The following is a 16,716-nucleotide window of genomic DNA, read 5'->3' on the forward strand; positions in this document are numbered from 1 at the left end:
ACCGCGATGACGCTGCGCCAACTGCTCGACGTACCCGCCCCGGCCAAACTCAACCTGTTCCTGCATGTGGTTGGGCGGCGTGATGACGGCTACCACCTGCTTCAGTCGGTTTTCATGCTGATCGACTGGGCAGACACGCTGCACTTCGAGCGGCGCGACGACGGCCGCATCAGCCGGGAAGACCTGAACGCGGACGCACCACCCCTGCCCGGCAACGATCTGGTCGTGCGCGCGGCCCAGCAGCTGCGGCAGGCCAGCGGCTGCACACTGGGAGCCCACATTGCGCTCGACAAACGCATCCCCGTGCAAGCCGGCATGGGTGGCGGCTCCACGAACGCTGCCAGCACCCTGCTCGCGCTCAACCAGCTGTGGGGACTGAACTGGCCACTGGAAAAACTCCTGCCCATCGGTCTGGCGCTGGGCGCCGATGTGCCCTTCTTTCTGGGTGGACGCAACGCCTGGGTCGAAGGTATTGGCGAACAACTCACTCCGATAGACCTTCCGCCTGCGCGCTTCCTGGTCATCAAACCACCCACCGGTGCATCCACACCGCAAATTTTTTCCAGCCCGACTTTGCAACGAGCCACAAAACACGCTACAATGGCAGACTTTGTTGCAAACGATGTTCAAAGCACCGCAAACTGCGGTACGGGGTGCGGAATCTACGGATTCGGACATAACGACTTGCAACCTGTTGCGCAAGCACTGTGCCCTGACATCGAGCAAGGCCTGAAGTGGTTGCAAGCCCGTGGTTTCAACGGGCGAATGACAGGTTCAGGAAGTGCCTTGTTTGCCCGGGTTTTGCAGGAGCCGGACACGTCCGATCTGCCCCCAGGCTGGCAAGCAAAAATTTGCAGCAATTTGAATGAGCATCCTCTGATTGGGTGGCGTTAGCGGTTACAATACCGGGCGTTGCTCGAAACGAGATGAGCAAACACTGCATTCGGTGCGTTGCGCCAGCAACGAACCAGTGTAGGGGAGTCGCCAAGTTGGTTAAGGCACCGGATTTTGATTCCGGCATGCGAGGGTTCGAGTCCTTCCTCCCCTGCCAAAACATTTTTCCTGCGCCGGGTATCTCATGCAAATTTCCACGCCAGTGCAAGCACCGGATTTCATGATCTTTACCGGTAACGCAAACCCGGTACTCGCAGCTGAAATTGCGCACCATCTCGGCACCACGCTGGGTGCAGCCAATGTAGGCCGCTTCTCCGACGGTGAAGTCACCGTCGAGATCACACAGAACGTTCGCGCACGCGACGTTTTCGTGGTCCAGTCCACCTGTGCACCGACCAATGAGAACCTGATGGAACTCATCATCATGGTCGATGCCCTCAAGCGCGCCTCTGCTGCCCGCATCTCGGCCGTCATCCCCTATTTCGGTTATGCCCGCCAGGACCGCCGTCCGCGTTCGAGCCGCGTGCCCATCTCCGCCAAGGTGGTGGCCAACATGCTGCAGGCTGTCGGTGTGGACCGCGTGCTCACCATGGACCTGCACGCTGACCAGATCCAGGGCTTCTTCGACATCCCGGTGGACAACATCTACGCGTCCCCCGTGCTGCTGGGCGACCTGCGCGCCAAGAGCTACCCCGACCTGCTGGTGGTGTCACCCGACGTGGGCGGCGTGGTGCGTGCCCGTGCACTGGCCAAGCAGCTCAACTGCGACATGGCCATCATCGACAAGCGCCGCCCCAAGGCGAACGTGTCTGAAGTCATGCACGTCATCGGCGACATCGAAGGCCGCAACTGCGTCATCATGGACGACATGATCGACACTGCCGGTACCTTGGTGAAAGCCGCCGAGGTGCTGAAGGAGCGGGGCGCCAAGAAGGTGTACGCCTACTGCACGCACCCGATCTTCTCGGGTCCCGCCATCGACCGTATCGCCAAGGGCGACGCGCTCGACGAGGTGGTGGTCACCAACACCATTCCGCTGAGCCAGGCCGCACAGGCCTGCTCCAAGATCCGCCAACTTTCCGTGGCGCCGCTGATGGCCGAAACCATCGCGCGCATTGCAAGCGGTGAGTCGGTGATGAGTTTGTTCGCTGAGCAGGAGAACCCGGCCTGAGGCCACTTTCCTGACAGCAACATGTCGTGGCGCCCCAAGCCGTTTTGGCCCAGGGGCGCTTTTTAAGTTTGGGGCCCGCTGGTCGCGGCAGGCCCCCACAATGGAGTAAAACCATGCAATTCGTCGCATTTGAGCGCGCCAAGCAGGGTACGGGTGCGAGCCGCCGCCTGCGCAACACCGGCCGCACGCCCGGTATCGTTTTCGGTGGCAACGTTGCCCCCGCCACCATCGAGCTGGACCACAACGCCCTGTGGCACGCCCTGAAGAAAGAGGCTTTCCACGCTTCCATCCTCGACATGGAACTCGACGGCAAGGTCGAGAAGGTTCTGCTGCGTGACGTGCAGTACCACCCGTTCAAGCCCCTGGTCCTGCACGTGGACTTCCAGCGCGTGGACGAAACCACCCGCCTGCACAAGAAAGTGCCCCTGCACTTCGTGAACGCCGACAACTCTCCCGCTGTGAAGCAGGACAAGTGCGTGATCAACCACATCGTGACCGAAGTGGAGATCGAGTGCCTGGCTACCAAGCTGCCCGAGTTCATCGAAGTCGACCTGGGCAACGTGACCAAGGGTCAGAGCATCCACGCCAACGACCTGCAGCTGGCTGCTGGTATCAAGCTGGTGACCCACGGCAAGCCGAACCCCACCATCGTTACCGTGGTGGAGCCGGTCGAGGAAGTGATCGCTGCGCCGGTCGCCGCCGCTGCCGACGACAAGAAAGGCAAGAAGAAGAAGTAATTCTTCCTTGCACAGCAAAAGGCCCACCTCGGTGGGCCTTTTGCTTTTGCGGTCAACGCAGACGCGGCCGCTGCGCGCCCCCTGAGGCCTCGAACATCGCCAAAGCCTGCATCAACGACGCCGCCTGCTCCCTCAGGCTCTCGGCCGCCGCCGTGCTCTGCTCCACCAGCGCCGCGTTCTGTTGCGTCATCTGGTCCAGCTGGTTCACCGCCGTGTTCACCTGCGCTATCCCGTCGCTCTGCTCCCCAGCCGCCGCCGTGATCTCGCCAATGATGTCCGTCACCCGCTGCACGCTCTCCACGATCTCGCGCATCGTCGTGCCCGCGTCCTGCACCAGCCGGCTGCCGCTTTGCACCTTCTCCACGCTGGTGTTGATCAGCTCCTTGATCTCCTTGGCCGCCTGCGCGCTGCGCTGCGCCAGCGTGCGCACCTCGCCCGCTACCACGGCAAAGCCCCGGCCCTGCTCGCCCGCGCGCGCCGCTTCCACCGCCGCGTTCAGCGCCAGGATGTTGGTCTGGAACGCGATGCCGTCGATCACGCTGATGATGTCGCTGATCTTCTGGCTGCTGTGGTTGATCTCGTCCATCGTCGTGACCACCTGGCCCACGACTGAACCACCGCGCTGCGCCACTTCCGCCGCGCTGGACGCCAGCTGGTTGGCCTGACGCGCCGCGTCTGCCGTCTGGCGCACCGTAGAGGTCAGCTCCTCCATGCTCGACGCCGTCTCCTCCAGGTTGCTCGCCGTCTGCTCCGTGCGCGCGCTCAGGTCCTGGTTGCCGCGTGCAATTTCTTCACTGGCCAGTTGCACGTTGGCGGCGGTCTGCCTGACGGACGCAAGCGTCTGTGCAATCCTGCCCAAGACCTCCTGCAGACGCAGTGCCACCGGCGCGTTCACCTTGAGTTGGGTAGCGCCATCAAACACGATACGCCCGCCTTGCTGCAGGCCGCCTGCAAGCGTGGCGACTTCTGCGTTGTCCCGGACACGGCGCGCCAGCGCCACAACGAACATCACCTCGAAAGCCGTCTGCACGACGACGTAAGCCGCGTGGATGAGGATGAGACCAAAGTCAGGTTCGGACAAACAGTAGACGCCCCACCCCAAGGCCTGCAAACGGTCAAAACCCACGTGATGCACCGCGAAAAGGGCGGCAGACAGGACAACAGGACGCCAGTCCAGGTAGACCAGGAGCAAAGCCAGCGTGACGAAGACCCCGAAGTGGAACTCACGCATGCCCATGGCGAGCTGGATGTGCAAAGCCACCAGCGCGGTGAGGGAGGCGGCCTGAAGCAGCCGCGCCACAAGACGCCCCGGCGCAAGCCACCACCCCAGCCAGCCCGGCAGGGCCAGCAACACGGCCAATGCCATGCCAGCCAAAGGACTGAGTCCAGGGCGTTCAAAGACCACGGCAAGCGCGATTGCGGCCAGCACATAGACCACCGACGCTGCCAGCAAGAACTTCTCGGCGTTGTGCCGTTGCGCCTCCAGCCCACTGGCTTGCAAGTTGATGGCTGAGCTGGACATGGTCTTCTCCAAACAGGGAACGTGGTGTGTCTATTCTATTTTGTCTAGGACAAACATGCATTTCAACCGCAATAACCACTTGAACGGAAAGTGTCTTGTCTGGCTTGAAGACCGTGTCTCGCCCTGCCTCAGTCATCGTTTAAGCTAAGCCCCATGATCAAATTGCTGGTGGGCCTGGGCAACCCCGGGCCGGAATACGAAGAAACACGTCACAACGCCGGGTTCTGGTGGCTGGAGGCGGTGGCGCGCGAACTGAAGGTGCATCTGCAACCGGAGCGCAGCTACTTTGGCCTGGTGGCACGGGCCAATGTGGGGGGCCGCCCGCTGTGGCTGCTGGAGCCGATGACGTACATGAACCGCTCGGGTCAGGCCGTGGGCGCGCTGGCGCGCTTTTTCAAGATTGCGCCCGACGAGATACTGGTGGCGCACGACGAGCTTGACCTGCCGCCCGGCGAGTTGAAGCTGAAAAAAGGTGGCGGCCATGCCGGCCACAACGGTCTACGTGACATTCACGCGCAACTGGGCAGCGGAGACTATTGGCGCCTGCGCATTGGCATCGGCCACCCGGGGGTGAAAAGCGAGGTGGCCAACTGGGTGCTCAAGAAACCCGCGCCCGACCAGCGCGAAGCGCTGCAGCAATCGATCGACCGTGCCCTGAAGGCGCTGCCCGACCTGCTGGCCGACCGCATGGACAAGGCCACCGCCGCCATGCACACGACCAAACCACCGCGCCCCAAGCCCCCAAAACCTGCAGTTACGGTAGAGTAAGGCGCTGGCAGATCAAGCAAAGGAGCCGGACATGGACAAGTTCTTCCACCGCTTCTCGGAACTGTTCGCCCAGTTGGGGTTGCCCAATGGTGAGGCGGATATCCGCGCGTTCATTGAGCAGCACTCGCCGTTGAGCGATGCCGTTCACCTGTACGAAGCCCCGTTCTGGACATCTGCCCAAGCCGCCTTGCTGCGGGAACAACTGCTGGTGGACGCCGACTGGGCAGAGGTGGTGGACCAGCTGAACCTGGCGCTGCGTGCCAGGCTTCCTTCCTGACACAAGGGTGATCAGGGTGGGGTGATCAGGGCGCCGTGAGCTTCTGCAGGCGCTGGTACTTCTGCCACAGGGTTTCGCGGCTTTCCACGTGCTCGGGATTGACCGGAATACACGACACCGGGCACACCTGCACGCACTGAGGTTCGTCGAAGTGGCCAACGCATTCGGTGCACTTGGCGGGGTCGATCTGGTAGAACTCCGGGCCCATGGAAATAGCCTGGTTCGGGCATTCGGGCTCGCAGACGTCGCAGTTGATGCACTCGTCGGTGATCATGAGGGCCATGGTCTGACTCCTTCCGGTCTCAGCGGGCCACGGCGCCGGTGGCTGCAAGCAACTGGCGCGCCACGCCTGTGCTGACCATCTCGGATACGTCGCCACCGAGCTTGGCGATCTCGCGCACCAGGGTGCTGGAGATGCATTGCAGCTGCGCCTGGGGCAGCAGAAAGACCGTTTCCACCGAGGGAAGCAGCTTGCGGTTCATGGCGGCCATCTGGGCCTCGTAGTCGAAGTCGGCCACGTTGCGGATACCGCGCACCACGGCGCTGACACCGTGTTCGCGGCAGAAATCCATGATCAGCCCCTCGAAGGGCAACACCCGCACCTGCGGACAATGGCGCATGCTCTCGGTCACCATGGCCATGCGCTGCTCCAGCGCGAACTGTGTCTTCTTGTGGTGCGCCACGGCCACGGCCACGATCAACTCGTCGAACAGGCCCGCAGCGCGCTGGATCACGTCCTCGTGGCCAAGGGTGATGGGGTCGAAGGTGCCGCTGTAGACGGCGACGCGCCGAGAGGTTGTGGACGGTGTTGCACTCATGGCCCCGGATTATCGCCGGAGGGCTCTTGCCTGCGTTCAAAGAGGTGGTAATGCACCTGCCCCGCCTTGCCATGGCGCAGGCGCTGCAGGCCCAGGGCTGCCACGTCGTCATCCTGCCACTCGCGCGGGGCCTCCAGGTAGAGGTAGCCCAGCGGCGTGAGCAGGGGCGCGGCCGCCTCCAGCGCCTGTTGGAACAGGGCATCGTTGCGGCCTTGTCCGAAGGGGGGGTCGAGGAACACCACGTCCCAGGCGCCCTGCCGCGCCGAGCGCAGGGCGGCCAAGGCGTCCCCCTGGCGCACGGTGATCTGGCTGGCCTTGAGGCGCTGCGCATGGCCGCGAAGGCTGGCCGCAAGGGTGGCATCCAGCTCGCACAGCAGTACCTCCACGGCGCCGCGCGAAGCGGCCTCGAAGCCCAGCGCACCACTGCCTGCGAAGGCGTCCAGGCAACGCTGGCCGGTCAGGTCCTGCCCCAGCCAGTTGAATAGGGTTTCGCGCACGCGGTCGGGCGTGGGGCGCAGGCCGGGCCGCACGGGCACGGCAAGCTTGCTGCGCTTCCACTGGCCGCCGATGATGCGGACTTCGCCGGGCGCCGTCATTGCGCGCCCCCAACCACGACCGTGACCATGCGGTCCGGCTGGAGCACACGCTGGAAGGCGCGCACGACCTGCTCGCGCGTGATGGCCTGAACCTTCGTGGTCCAGGTATCCAGGTAGTCCAGCGGCAAGCCATTCCACGCCAGCGAGGCAACGTTGTCCAGCAGCTTGCGGTTGCTGTCCAGCCGCAATGCGAAGCCGTTGATCAGCGACGCCTTGGCTTCGGCCAGTTCGACGTCGGTGGGGCCGTCCTGCACGAAGCGGCGCAGTTCATCGTGCACCAGTGCCACAGCCTGTGCAGCCTGGTCGGGCCGCGTCTGCAGGCCCACGGTGAAGGCACCTGCGTGCCGCCCGGGAGAGAAGTAGCTGTAGACACCGTAAGTGAGGCCGCGCTTCTCGCGGATTTCACGCATCAGGCGTGAATTGAAGCCGCCACCGCCCAGAATGTGGTTGCCCACGGTGAGCACCAGGAAGTCGGGATCGGAGCGGGCGATGCCGGGCTGCCCCACCAGCACCTGCGCCTGGGCCGCCGCAAACGGCTCGCGGATCTGCTGGGCCTCTTTGAGTGCAACAACTTCGGGCACCGCTGGCAGGGGTGTGCAACCGTGTGCCTGCCACCCGGCCAGAAGACGTTCCACCAGCACCTGCGCGCCTGCCCTGTCGATGGCGCCCACCAGCGTGACGCGGGCATCGCAAACCTGGGTGTGGCGGCGGTAATGGGCGCGCATGGCTTGTGCGTTGATGCGCTTCCAGCTATCCGGGCTGGCATCGGCGCCATACGGGTGTGTGCCATAAACCGCGCGGGCAAAACGCCTCTCGGCGAGCGTGCCGGGCTGGGTCTGCGCCTCACGCCACGCGGCCGACAGGCGCTCGCGTTCGCGCACCCACACGGGCTCGGCAAAGGCCGGGGCAGCCATTTGGCGCGCAGCCAGCGTCACGGCTGCCTGCAGCAAATCGGGTTGTGTGAGCGTGCGCAACTGGAAGGTCAACCTGTCGCTGCTGGCGCTGGCGCCGAACTGCGCCCCAAGGTCCGCCCAGGCCTCGACCAGGGCGTTTTCGTCCAGGGCCGCGTTCTGGCCCTGTGCCGCCACGCCTTTGCCGAACATGAGCGCGGTGGTCTGCGCCAGGCCTGCCTGGTTCGCCGGATCGCGGCGGCTACCGCCGTCCACGTCGATCTGCACATCCAGCATGGGCAAGCCCGGTGAACGCACCAGATAGATCTTGGCGCCGTTGTCCAGGCTCCAATGCTCAATGGGCAAGGCCGCCCATGCCGCCTGAAGGCCGAGGCACATCAAGGCACAGGCCGCACAAGCCTTGCGCAAGGTCTGAAAAAGGGGGGTCATCGGGTCACCTCCGGCAACAACAGGCCAACGGTGAGTTGACGGTCATCGAAATAGCGCTGGGCAACACTGCGCACCTGTTCGGGGGTGACTTCGCGCAGGCGCTGCATCAGCGTCTGCCCGGCGTCCACCGGCCAACCCAGCGACCAGTGGCTGCCCAGTTCGCGCGCCTGGGCGAACATGGAGTCCAGCTGGAAAACCTCGCTGGCGGTCCACTGGTTCTTCACGCGTTGCAGCTCCGCCTGGCTCACACCTTCGCGGGCAATGCGCTGGACCTCGGCTTTCAGGGCGGCCTCCAGCTGCTCGGGGGCTATGCCATCGCGCGGGGCGCCGCTGAGCATGAAGAGCTGCGGCCCCCGGCCCATGAACCCATAGGAAGCACCGACGTTGTCGGCCAGCCGCTTGCCGCCCTGCCCCTGCACCAGGCGCCGCTCCAAACGGGATGCGCTGTTGCCATCCAGCACGCCAGACAGCAGCAGCAGCGCCAGCGCGTCCTGGCTGTTGGCGTCGGTGGCGTCAGGGCCGGTCAACTGGGGCACCTTGTAGCCCATCAGCAGGTAAGGCTGCTGTGTGCGGCCATGGAAGGTGATGCGGCGCGGGCCGGTCTGTTCAGGCTCCACCTGCGGCTTGCGCTGGGGCACGGCACGGGCGGGAATGGCACCGTAGTGCTTCTCTGCCAGCGTGCGGACCTGGTCCACGTCCACGTCGCCGACCACCACCACGGCAGCATTGGCGGGCACGTACCAGCGCCGGTGGAAGTCGCGCGCGTCGTCGGGCGTCATGGACTTGAGATCGCTCATCCAGCCGATGATGGGGCGCCGGTAAGGGTGCGCAAGGAAAGCCGTGGCATTGAAGGCCTCGAACATCAACGCCTGGGGCGACTCCTCGGTGCGCTGGCGCCGCTCCTCCTGGATGACACCCATCTCGCGGCGGAAGGCATCGTCTGCCCACTGCATGTTGGCGAAGCGGTCGGCCTCCAGCGCCATCACGTCTGCCAGTTTGTCGGCGGGCACCTGCTGGTGGTAGGCGGTCACATCCCGGCTGGTGAAGGCGTTGTCGCGCCCACCCAGGGCCGCCACACGACGCGAGAACTCGCCCTCTGCCAAGGTGGGTGTGCCCTTGAACATCATGTGCTCCAGCACATGGGCCACGCCGGACGTGCCGCTCACCTCGTCGACGGAACCCACACGCACCCAGACCATGTGCACCACGGTGGGCGCGCGCCGGTCTGGCTGGACGATGAGCGTCATGCCGTTGGAAAGCGTGAAGGTCTGGGCCGTGACACCGGTCTGGGCGGCACCCGCCAGTTCAGCCAGACGGGCACCCGGCACCGGAACCTGCGCCACGGACGGGGCCAGGGGAAGAAGCCAGGCGGCAAAAGCCAGCACCCCGGCGTGAACAAGATGATTGGGTTTCATAGAATGCACCTGATTCTAGAAACACCCCAAATGTTCAGCTTCCTCAAGAAAAAATTCTTTTCGTCTTCACCGGCCGCCGAAACGCCTGCTGCCGAGGCTGCACCCGTGGCCGAAACGCCCTTGGCCATGCCAGAGGCCCCAGCGCCGTCTGCGCCGCCAGCGGTCCCCCTGCCTCCTGCTCCTGCCGCACCGGCCCCCAGCCCTGCGCCAGCGCCCCAGGCTGAGGTCACTGCGCCTGTGCAAGCCGTGCCGCGCCAGGGCTGGCTGGGCCGCCTGACCCAGGGCCTGAAGAAGACGGGCAGCAGCCTGACCACGGTGTTCACGGGCACCCGCATCGACGATGAGCTGTACGAGGAACTGGAGGCCGCCCTGCTGATGGCCGACACCGGCACGCAAGCCACGCAGCACCTGCTGCAGGACCTGAAGCAGCGCGTGAAGGCCGCCAAGGCGACCGAACCAGCAGCGGTGAAGGGTTTGCTTGCGGGCGCGATTGCCGACCTGCTGCGCCCATTGCAAAAGCCTCTGACCATTGGCGCCCAGCCAGACGGCCCCACCGTGCTGATGGTGGCCGGCGTGAACGGCGCGGGCAAGACCACCACCATCGGCAAGCTCACCTGGCACCTGTCGCACGCGGGCGCTTCGGTGCTGCTGGCGGCGGCCGACACCTTCCGCGCCGCCGCGCGCGAGCAACTCGGCGTCTGGGCCGACCGCAACACGGTGGACATCGTGAGCCAGGAAGGCGGCGACCCCGCCGCGGTGAGCTTTGACGCCGTGACGGCAGGCAAGGCGCGCGGCAAGGACGTGGTGATCGTGGACACAGCAGGCCGCCTGCCCACGCAGCTGCACCTGATGGAAGAGCTAAAGAAGATCAAACGTGTGGTTCAAAAGGCAGATGTCACCGCTCCGCACGAGGTGCTGCTGGTGATCGATGGCAACACCGGCCAGAATGCGCTCGCCCAGGTCAAGGCGTTCGACCAGGCGCTGGGCCTGACTGGCCTGATCGTGACCAAGCTTGACGGCACGGCCAAGGGCGGTGTGCTTGCGGCCATTGCGATGTGGGGCAAGGAAAACCAGCGCAGCGTGCCGGTTTATTTCATCGGCGTGGGCGAAAAGCTGGAAGACCTGCAAACTTTCGACGCAGACGAATTCGCGCAGGCGCTCCTGGCCTGAGACACCTGAAAAACCTGCTGCAACGGAAGGGTTTCCCCTGTAAGCTGCAGGCAAAGTGTATGCATAGAATTGAAATGCGATGCTTATATTAGCATTTCATTATGCAATGGGCGTGCCGGTAACGCCCTCGTTCAACCCATGCCACAGGAGGCAATAACAGATGAGAACTTCCTACAAGATGCTGGCAGCGGCGCTGCTGGGTATGGCCGCCTTGGGCGCCCAGGCCCAGGTATCCCAAGTGAAGGTATGGGCTGCGGCCTGTGCCAACTGCCACGGTACCGATGGCCGCGCGCAACCTGGCATGGAAGCCCTGGCGGGCAAGGACAAGGACGAGATGGTGCAGAAGCTGCTCGACTTCAAGAGCGGCCGCAAGCCCGCAACCATCATGCACCAGCTGTCCAAGGGTTACACCGACGAACAGCTCAAGGACATCGCGGCCTACTTCGCCGCCCAGAAGAAATAAGGAGACCCAGCCATGAAACGCCGTCAGTTTGTACAAACGATCGCCGCTGGCTCCACGCTGGGCTCCTTGGGTCTGATGACCGGCTGCGCCACCACCGGTGGCGGCAGCGGCCCTCACGTTGTGGTGGTGGGTGGTGGCTACGGTGGCGCCACTGCTGCCAAGTACGTGCGCCTGTTCTCTGAAGGCAAGGTGCGCGTCACGCTGATCGAACCCAACGCCGCCTTCGTCTCCTGCCCGATCTCCAACCTGGTGATCAATGGCTCCAAGACGATGGCCGACATCACCACGCCTTACGACAACCTGGAAAAGCGCCACGGCATCCAGATCGTGCGCGACATGGTGGCCAGCATCGACGCCGAGAAGCGCACCGTCAAGCTGGCCAGCGGAAGCGACATCGCCTACGACAGGCTGATCGTGTCCCCTGGCGTGGACTTCATGTGGAACACCCTGCCCGGCATGGCCAAGGAAGGCGCCAAGGACAAGGTGCTGCACGCCTGGAAGGCGGGCCCGCAGACCCTGGCACTGCGCAAGCAGCTCGAAGCCATGCCCGATGGCGGCGTGTATGCGCTGTCCATTCCGCTGGCACCTTACCGCTGCCCGCCCGGCCCCTACGAGCGCGCCTGCATGGTGGCCAACTACTTCAAGAAGGCCAAACCCAAGAGCAAGGTCGTGATCTTCGACGCCAACGACGACATCCAGTCGAAGAAGGGCCTGTTCATGAAGGCCTGGGACGAGCACTACAAGGGCATGATCGAGTACCGGCCCAAGCACAAGGTGGTGGACGTGGACGCGGCCACCAACACGCTGAAGTTCGAGTTCAACGACGACTTCAAGGCCGCCGTGGCCAACGTGGTGCCCGACATGCGCGCAGGTGACATCGCCGTGAAGTCGGGCCTGGCCACCGCCAACGCCCGCTGGTGCGAGGTGGACTTCCTGACCTTCGAGTCCAAGGCGGCGAAGAACATCCACGTGCTGGGCGACGCGATCCAGATCGCACCTGCCATGCCCAAGTCGGGGCACATGGCCAACCAGCATGGCAAGACCTGTGCCGCCGCAGTGGTGTCGCTGCTGATGGGCAAGGAACCGCCGCAGCTGCCGATCTACGCCAACACCTGCTACAGCTTCGTGACCGACGAGGACGTGGTGCACGTGGCCAGCGTGCACCGCTACGACGCCGAGAAGAAGACGATGCTGACGGTGCCAGGCTCCGGTGGCGTGTCGTCGGCCGCCAGCGAGCTGGAAGGCCGCTACGCCCTGGCCTGGGCGCGCAACATCTGGGCCGACACGCTGGCCTGATCCTGCGCGACTGCCGTGCAACGCTCCGTCCTGCCGGGCGGAGCGTTCTTCTGCAACACCCTTTTGCGATTCTCATGAACACGCTCGCCCAACGCCCTTCCCTGTCCACGCTGCGCGGCTTCATTGCCGTTTGCGCGGCGCTTCTTGCCAGCGGCCATGCGCTGGCCCAGGCCGACGAGGCCCGCGCCAAGAAGATCGCAGGCGGCTCATGCTTCCTGTGCCACGGCGCACAGGGTGAGTCGACCAGCGAAATCTTCCCGAAGCTGGCTGGCCAGCACGCGGAATACATTGCCAAACAGCTGGAAGCGTTCAAGTCCGGGCAGCGCAAGAGCACGGCCATGGCAGACATGGTGGCCAAGCTGACACCCGACGAGATGCTGGCGCTGGGCAAGTACTATGAAAAGATGCCCATGGTTGCCACAGAGGCCAAAGAACCCCAGCTGGCAGCGATGGGGCGCTACATCTACCACAACGGCAACAAGTACAGCGGCGTGCCCGCCTGCGTGTCGTGCCATGGCCTGACCGGCGAAGGCGCAGCCAACCTGCCAAGGCTTTCCGGCCAGATCGCAGGCTACATCTCCACCCAGCTGAAGAACTTCGGCAAGCGGGAGCGGACCAACGACAACGCCGTGATGCACTCGGTGGCCAGCCAGATGACCGAGCTGGAGATGGTGGCCGTGGCCGAGTACCTGAGCGGCAAGTAAAGCCTGCCCTGCCGATGCGGCCAATGCGCGCCGCTCAGTGGCCGGCGTGGAGCTTTTCGTGGATGCGGCGCGTGGTACGCCACACGCCCCACAGCACCACGGGAATCAGGGCGCCAGCGGCCAGTTCGGGGTGGATGGGCACCCCCACGCTCTTGAGCGCCTTGGCACCGTAGAGCAGCAGGCTGATCACGTAGTACGAGATGGCCGCGATGGAGAGGCCCTCCACCGTGCTCTGCAAGCGCAGCTGCAATTCCTGCCCACGCGTGAGCTTTTCCAGCAGCTGCTGGTTCTGCCCTTCTGCGGCAATGTCCACCCGCGTGCGCAACAAGGCGCTGGCGCGCGCCACCCGCTCCGACAGCGATGACAGACGGCGTTCCGTGGCCATCACGGTGGCCATGGCGGGTGACAGCCGGCGGCGCATGAATTCGCCTATGGTCTGTGTACCGGGCACGGGCTGCTCACGCAACTCGGTTATGCGCTCCCCGACGAGCGTGTCGTAGGCTCGCGTGGCCGCGAAACGGTACACGTGGCGTGCCATGGCCTTTTCCACGCGCGCGGCCAGCGCCACGAGCGTATCCAGCAGCACCTGGTCGGAAGAGGCCTTGTGTTCCAGATCGGCGGTGATGTCGGCCAGCTGCCTTTCCGTCTCGGACAGTTCCGGCCCCAGCTCCTTGGCCACGGGCAAACCACGCAAGGCCATCAACCGGTAGGTTTCCAGTTCCAGAACGCGCTGTGAGATGCGCCCGGCCCGAGTCTCGGTGGTGTCGGGTGGTGCAATCACCAGCATGCGCTCGAAACCGTTCTCGCGCAGCCGGAAATCGGTGACCACCATGGAGTGCCCGTTGTTGCCCATGAGCGAGGCGACCACGGGCTGGTCTCCAAACCATTCACGGGCTTGCGCCAACCGTGCCGCAGGGTCGCTCAGGTCGCCATGCACCATGGCCAGCTTGATGGCGCAGAACGTGCGGCCAGGCACACCAGCCAGCCAGGCGTCAGGCAGCACGACGTGCGGCAGCAGGTCAGGGTCGCGGCTGCCCAGCAGGGCACCGGGAGGCAGCGGCTGAACCAGCGAATAACGGGTGAACTCGGTGTGGCGCTCCCACTTGAGCGTGTAGCCGGGCAGGCGCAGGCGCAGGAAGTTGCCTTGCAGTTGCTCAACGGTGAGCGCTTCCTGCCCGGGCAGGCGGCGAAGGTGCTCGCACTCCTGCTGGCGAGTCACGCCCTCGTTGCTCACGGCCACAAACACCACCAGCGCCGGCAGGCGTATGCGTGCTGGCGGACGCGCATGCACCTCGTTGTGCAGCAAGACACGCTGGGTGTCGTCCGGGGGGAGCAAGCGCCCCTCGTGCGCCGAGGCGGGGTCTGCCGAAGTCAAGGTTGCCGTGCTGTTGTCCATGGCATGTATTGTGGGGTGTGATCAGTCCCGCGCCGCAGGCATGAGCAGGTTCTCATCCACCACCCGGTACAGCCGCCCTTGCTTGTCCAGCGGCTCGATGGCGCCCTCGCGCACCAGGGCGCTGACCTCGCGGCTCACAGTCTCCAGCTTCAGGTCCATCATGGCGCCCATGTCCTCGCGAGAGAAGAGCGTGGAGACCTGTGGATCGGTGGCATGGCGCATCTTCAGGATGAACTGGCTGACGCGCTGGCGCGCGGTGCCGAAGTTGATGGCGGCCAGCCAGTCGTCGGCTTCTTTCAGGGTCTGCTGCCACTTCTGCAGCAGGCGCCAGTGCAGGCGGGGCGAATTCTGGCTGAGGCGGTGGATCACGTCGTTGGGGATGCGGCAGACCGACACCTCGGTCAGGGCCACGGCCTCGCTGTCGTAGGTGGCGGTGGCCAGGGCTTCCAGTCCGGCCACGTCGCCCGGGCGCAGGATGCGCAAGATGCGCTGGCGTCCGTCGGGCGTGACGCGCATGAGCTTGATGAGGCCCGTGCGCAGGGTGAAGATGCCGGGCGCGTTCTCACCTTCCTGGTAGAGCGTCTGCCCGGCATGAAAGCTCAGGTCGTCGATGGGCGCATGGATGAGGCTGAAGTCGTGCTCGTTCAGATCGGAAAACAGCACCATGTCGCGCATGCCGCATTCCTTGCAGTTGACCGTGCCTTTCCAGGCGGAATCTATCTTGATGGGGATCATGGAACCCGATTGTCGCGCGAATCAAACATCCCCTTGTCGTAGCGCTTTTGCATCTCTTCCAGGCTGTGGATCTTGCCGATGCGGCTGGCCATCCCTGCGCTGCCGAAGGCTTCATAGCGGGCGGCGCAGATGGCGCTCATGGCCTTGGTGGCTTCCTTGTAGAACTTGCGCGGATCGAAGTTCTTGCGGTCTTCGGCCAGGTGCTTGCGAATGGCGCCGGTGCTGGCCATGCGCAGGTCGGTGTCGATGTTGACCTTGCGCACGCCGTTCTTGATGCCTTCCACGATCTCTTCCACCGGCACGCCGTAGGTGGTGCCCATGTCGCCGCCGTACTGGTTGATGATGGCCAGCCAGTCCTCGGGCACGCTGGAGCTGCCGTGCATGACGAGGTGCACGTTGGGAATGCGCTGGTGGATTTCGCGGACGCGGTCGATGCGCAGCACCTTGCCGGTGGGCTTGCTGGTGAACTTGTAAGCCCCGTGGCTGGTACCGATGGCGATGGCCAGCGCGTCCACCTGGGTCTTCTGCACGAAGTCGGCGGCCTCGTCGGGGTCGGTGAGCAGCATGGAGTGGTCCAGTTCGCCTTCGGCGCCGTGGCCGTCTTCCTCGCCAGCCTTGCCGGTTTCCAACGACCCCAGGCAGCCCAGTTCGCCTTCCACGGACACGCCGCACGCATGGGCCAGGTCGGCCACCTGGCGGGTCACGCGCACGTTGTAGTCGTAGCTAGCGGGGGTCTTGCCATCTTCCAGCAGGCTGCCGTCCATCATCACCGAGCTGAAGCCGGACTGGATGGAGCGGAAGCACACCCCTGGCGAAGCGCCGTGGTCCTGGTGCATGCACACCGGGATCTGGGGATACATCTCGATGGCGGCCAGGATGAGATGGCGCAGGAAGGGCTCGCCCGCGTAGGAGCGCGCACCGGCGGAGCCCTGCAGGATGACGGGGCTGTCGACCTTGGCGGCGGCCTGCATGATGGCCTGCACCTGCTCCATGTTGTTCACGTTGAAGGCAGGCAGGCCGTAGCCGTGCTCGGCGGCGTGGTCGAGCAACTGGCGCATGGAAATGAGTGCCATGAGTGGTCTCCGTTGATGTTTGATTCAGTCGTGGCTGGCGCGGCGGGCCAGCACCTCGAAGGCGGGCAAGGTCTTGCCCTCCAGCACTTCCAGGAAGGCACCGCCACCGGTGGAGATGTAGCCCACCTGCTTGTCGATGCCGTACTTGGCAATGGCCGCCAGCGTGTCGCCCCCGCCCGCAATGCTGAACGCCGGGCTCTCGGCAATCGCCTGCGCAATCACCTTGGTGCCGTTCTCGAACGCGGCGAATTCGAACACGCCTACCGGCCCGTTCCACACGATGGTGCCCGCTGCTTTGAGTTGCGCGGCCAGCCTGGCTGCCGTCTGCGGCCCGATGTCCA

Annotated in this window: 19 protein-coding genes and 1 tRNA gene; 10 read left to right on the forward strand and 10 right to left on the reverse strand. The window is 64.7% G+C overall.

Annotated features, from left to right (window positions below; genetic code table 11):
* The first annotated feature begins 12 nt into the window (after window positions 1-12).
* From ispE to ACYVHH_RS04785, 4 genes are all read left to right on the forward strand, one after another.
* Window positions 13-894, forward strand: a complete 882-nt coding sequence (gene ispE, locus ACYVHH_RS04770; protein WP_460563961.1) for a 4-(cytidine 5'-diphospho)-2-C-methyl-D-erythritol kinase — start codon at window positions 13-15, stop codon at window positions 892-894.
* Window positions 895-974: 80 nt separating this feature from the next.
* Window positions 975-1,051: transfer RNA gene (locus tag ACYVHH_RS04775), tRNA-Gln, on the forward strand.
* Between the two features lie 45 nt (window positions 1,052-1,096).
* The gene (locus ACYVHH_RS04780; protein ID WP_460563962.1) at window positions 1,097-2,065 is read left to right on the forward strand and encodes a ribose-phosphate pyrophosphokinase; all 969 of its coding nucleotides are present in this window, start codon (window positions 1,097-1,099) and stop codon (window positions 2,063-2,065) included.
* A gap of 113 nt (window positions 2,066-2,178) precedes the next feature.
* Window positions 2,179-2,802, forward strand: coding sequence for a 50S ribosomal protein L25/general stress protein Ctc (locus ACYVHH_RS04785; RefSeq protein WP_460563943.1), 624 nt, complete (start codon window positions 2,179-2,181; stop codon window positions 2,800-2,802).
* 52 nt (window positions 2,803-2,854) lie between these two features.
* Here ACYVHH_RS04785 and ACYVHH_RS04790 read toward each other — a convergent pair whose 3' ends face one another.
* Window positions 2,855-4,324, reverse strand: a complete 1,470-nt coding sequence (locus tag ACYVHH_RS04790; RefSeq protein WP_460563944.1) for a methyl-accepting chemotaxis protein — start codon at window positions 4,322-4,324, stop codon at window positions 2,855-2,857.
* Window positions 4,325-4,477: 153 nt separating this feature from the next.
* Between ACYVHH_RS04790 and pth the strand changes: the two genes are divergently transcribed.
* Window positions 4,478-5,092 (forward strand): aminoacyl-tRNA hydrolase, encoded by a 615-nt coding sequence (gene pth / locus ACYVHH_RS04795; RefSeq protein ID WP_460563945.1) that lies wholly within the window; start codon window positions 4,478-4,480, stop codon window positions 5,090-5,092.
* A gap of 31 nt (window positions 5,093-5,123) precedes the next feature.
* The gene (locus ACYVHH_RS04800; RefSeq protein WP_460563946.1) at window positions 5,124-5,369 is read left to right on the forward strand and encodes a DUF2789 domain-containing protein; all 246 of its coding nucleotides are present in this window, start codon (window positions 5,124-5,126) and stop codon (window positions 5,367-5,369) included.
* A 25-nt stretch (window positions 5,370-5,394) separates the two neighbouring features.
* Here ACYVHH_RS04800 and ACYVHH_RS04805 read toward each other — a convergent pair whose 3' ends face one another.
* Genes ACYVHH_RS04805 through ACYVHH_RS04825 form a run of 5 tightly spaced genes read right to left on the reverse strand, consistent with a single transcriptional unit; the run spans window position 5,395 to window position 9,538 of the window.
* Window positions 5,395-5,652, reverse strand: coding sequence for a YfhL family 4Fe-4S dicluster ferredoxin (locus ACYVHH_RS04805; protein WP_460563948.1), 258 nt, complete (start codon window positions 5,650-5,652; stop codon window positions 5,395-5,397).
* Between the two features lie 19 nt (window positions 5,653-5,671).
* Complete coding sequence (coaD, locus tag ACYVHH_RS04810; RefSeq protein WP_460563949.1) at window positions 5,672-6,187, reverse strand: pantetheine-phosphate adenylyltransferase; 516 nt, start codon at window positions 6,185-6,187, stop codon at window positions 5,672-5,674.
* Window positions 6,184-6,783 carry a 16S rRNA (guanine(966)-N(2))-methyltransferase RsmD gene (gene rsmD / locus ACYVHH_RS04815; RefSeq protein WP_460563950.1) on the reverse strand — a complete coding sequence of 200 codons (600 nt, stop codon included), beginning with the start codon at window positions 6,781-6,783 and terminating at the stop codon, window positions 6,184-6,186. The genes coaD and rsmD overlap by 4 nt, the downstream gene beginning before the upstream one ends.
* Entirely contained in the window at window positions 6,780-8,123 is a 1,344-nt protein-coding gene (locus ACYVHH_RS04820) for a M16 family metallopeptidase (RefSeq protein WP_460563951.1), read from the reverse strand. Before ACYVHH_RS04820 ends, rsmD begins: the two co-directional genes overlap by 4 nt.
* Window positions 8,120-9,538: a M16 family metallopeptidase gene (locus ACYVHH_RS04825; RefSeq protein ID WP_460563952.1), complete on the reverse strand. Its 1,419-nt coding sequence runs from the start codon at window positions 9,536-9,538 to the stop codon at window positions 8,120-8,122. Before ACYVHH_RS04825 ends, ACYVHH_RS04820 begins: the two co-directional genes overlap by 4 nt.
* Before the next feature lie 30 nt (window positions 9,539-9,568).
* Between ACYVHH_RS04825 and ftsY the strand changes: the two genes are divergently transcribed.
* The 4 genes from ftsY (at window position 9,569) to ACYVHH_RS04845 (ending at window position 13,171) form a co-directional block, all read left to right on the forward strand.
* Window positions 9,569-10,708, forward strand: coding sequence for a signal recognition particle-docking protein FtsY (ftsY, locus tag ACYVHH_RS04830; protein WP_460563953.1), 1,140 nt, complete (start codon window positions 9,569-9,571; stop codon window positions 10,706-10,708).
* 160 nt (window positions 10,709-10,868) lie between these two features.
* A complete protein-coding gene (locus ACYVHH_RS04835; RefSeq protein WP_460563954.1) occupies window positions 10,869-11,171 on the forward strand; it encodes a c-type cytochrome in 303 nt (100 codons plus the stop codon).
* Window positions 11,172-11,183: 12 nt separating this feature from the next.
* Complete coding sequence (locus ACYVHH_RS04840) at window positions 11,184-12,467, forward strand: FCSD flavin-binding domain-containing protein (protein ID WP_460563955.1); 1,284 nt, start codon at window positions 11,184-11,186, stop codon at window positions 12,465-12,467.
* A gap of 74 nt (window positions 12,468-12,541) precedes the next feature.
* On the forward strand, window positions 12,542-13,171 hold the full coding sequence (locus tag ACYVHH_RS04845; RefSeq protein ID WP_460563956.1) for a c-type cytochrome: 630 nt from the start codon (window positions 12,542-12,544) through the stop codon (window positions 13,169-13,171).
* A 34-nt stretch (window positions 13,172-13,205) separates the two neighbouring features.
* Here ACYVHH_RS04845 and ACYVHH_RS04850 read toward each other — a convergent pair whose 3' ends face one another.
* The 4 genes from ACYVHH_RS04850 to pgk form a co-directional block, all read right to left on the reverse strand.
* A complete protein-coding gene (locus tag ACYVHH_RS04850; RefSeq protein ID WP_460563957.1) occupies window positions 13,206-14,567 on the reverse strand; it encodes a DUF3422 family protein in 1,362 nt (453 codons plus the stop codon).
* 21 nt (window positions 14,568-14,588) lie between these two features.
* Window positions 14,589-15,302 carry a Crp/Fnr family transcriptional regulator gene (locus ACYVHH_RS04855; RefSeq protein ID WP_460563958.1) on the reverse strand — a complete coding sequence of 238 codons (714 nt, stop codon included), beginning with the start codon at window positions 15,300-15,302 and terminating at the stop codon, window positions 14,589-14,591.
* The gene (gene fba, locus ACYVHH_RS04860; RefSeq protein WP_460563959.1) at window positions 15,299-16,375 is read right to left on the reverse strand and encodes a class II fructose-bisphosphate aldolase; all 1,077 of its coding nucleotides are present in this window, start codon (window positions 16,373-16,375) and stop codon (window positions 15,299-15,301) included. The genes ACYVHH_RS04855 and fba overlap by 4 nt, the downstream gene beginning before the upstream one ends.
* A gap of 24 nt (window positions 16,376-16,399) precedes the next feature.
* The coding region (gene pgk, locus ACYVHH_RS04865) for a phosphoglycerate kinase (protein WP_460563960.1) at window positions 16,400-16,716 on the reverse strand (317 nt) is incomplete at its 5' end.

Source organism: Hydrogenophaga aquatica (genome assembly GCF_054780915.1).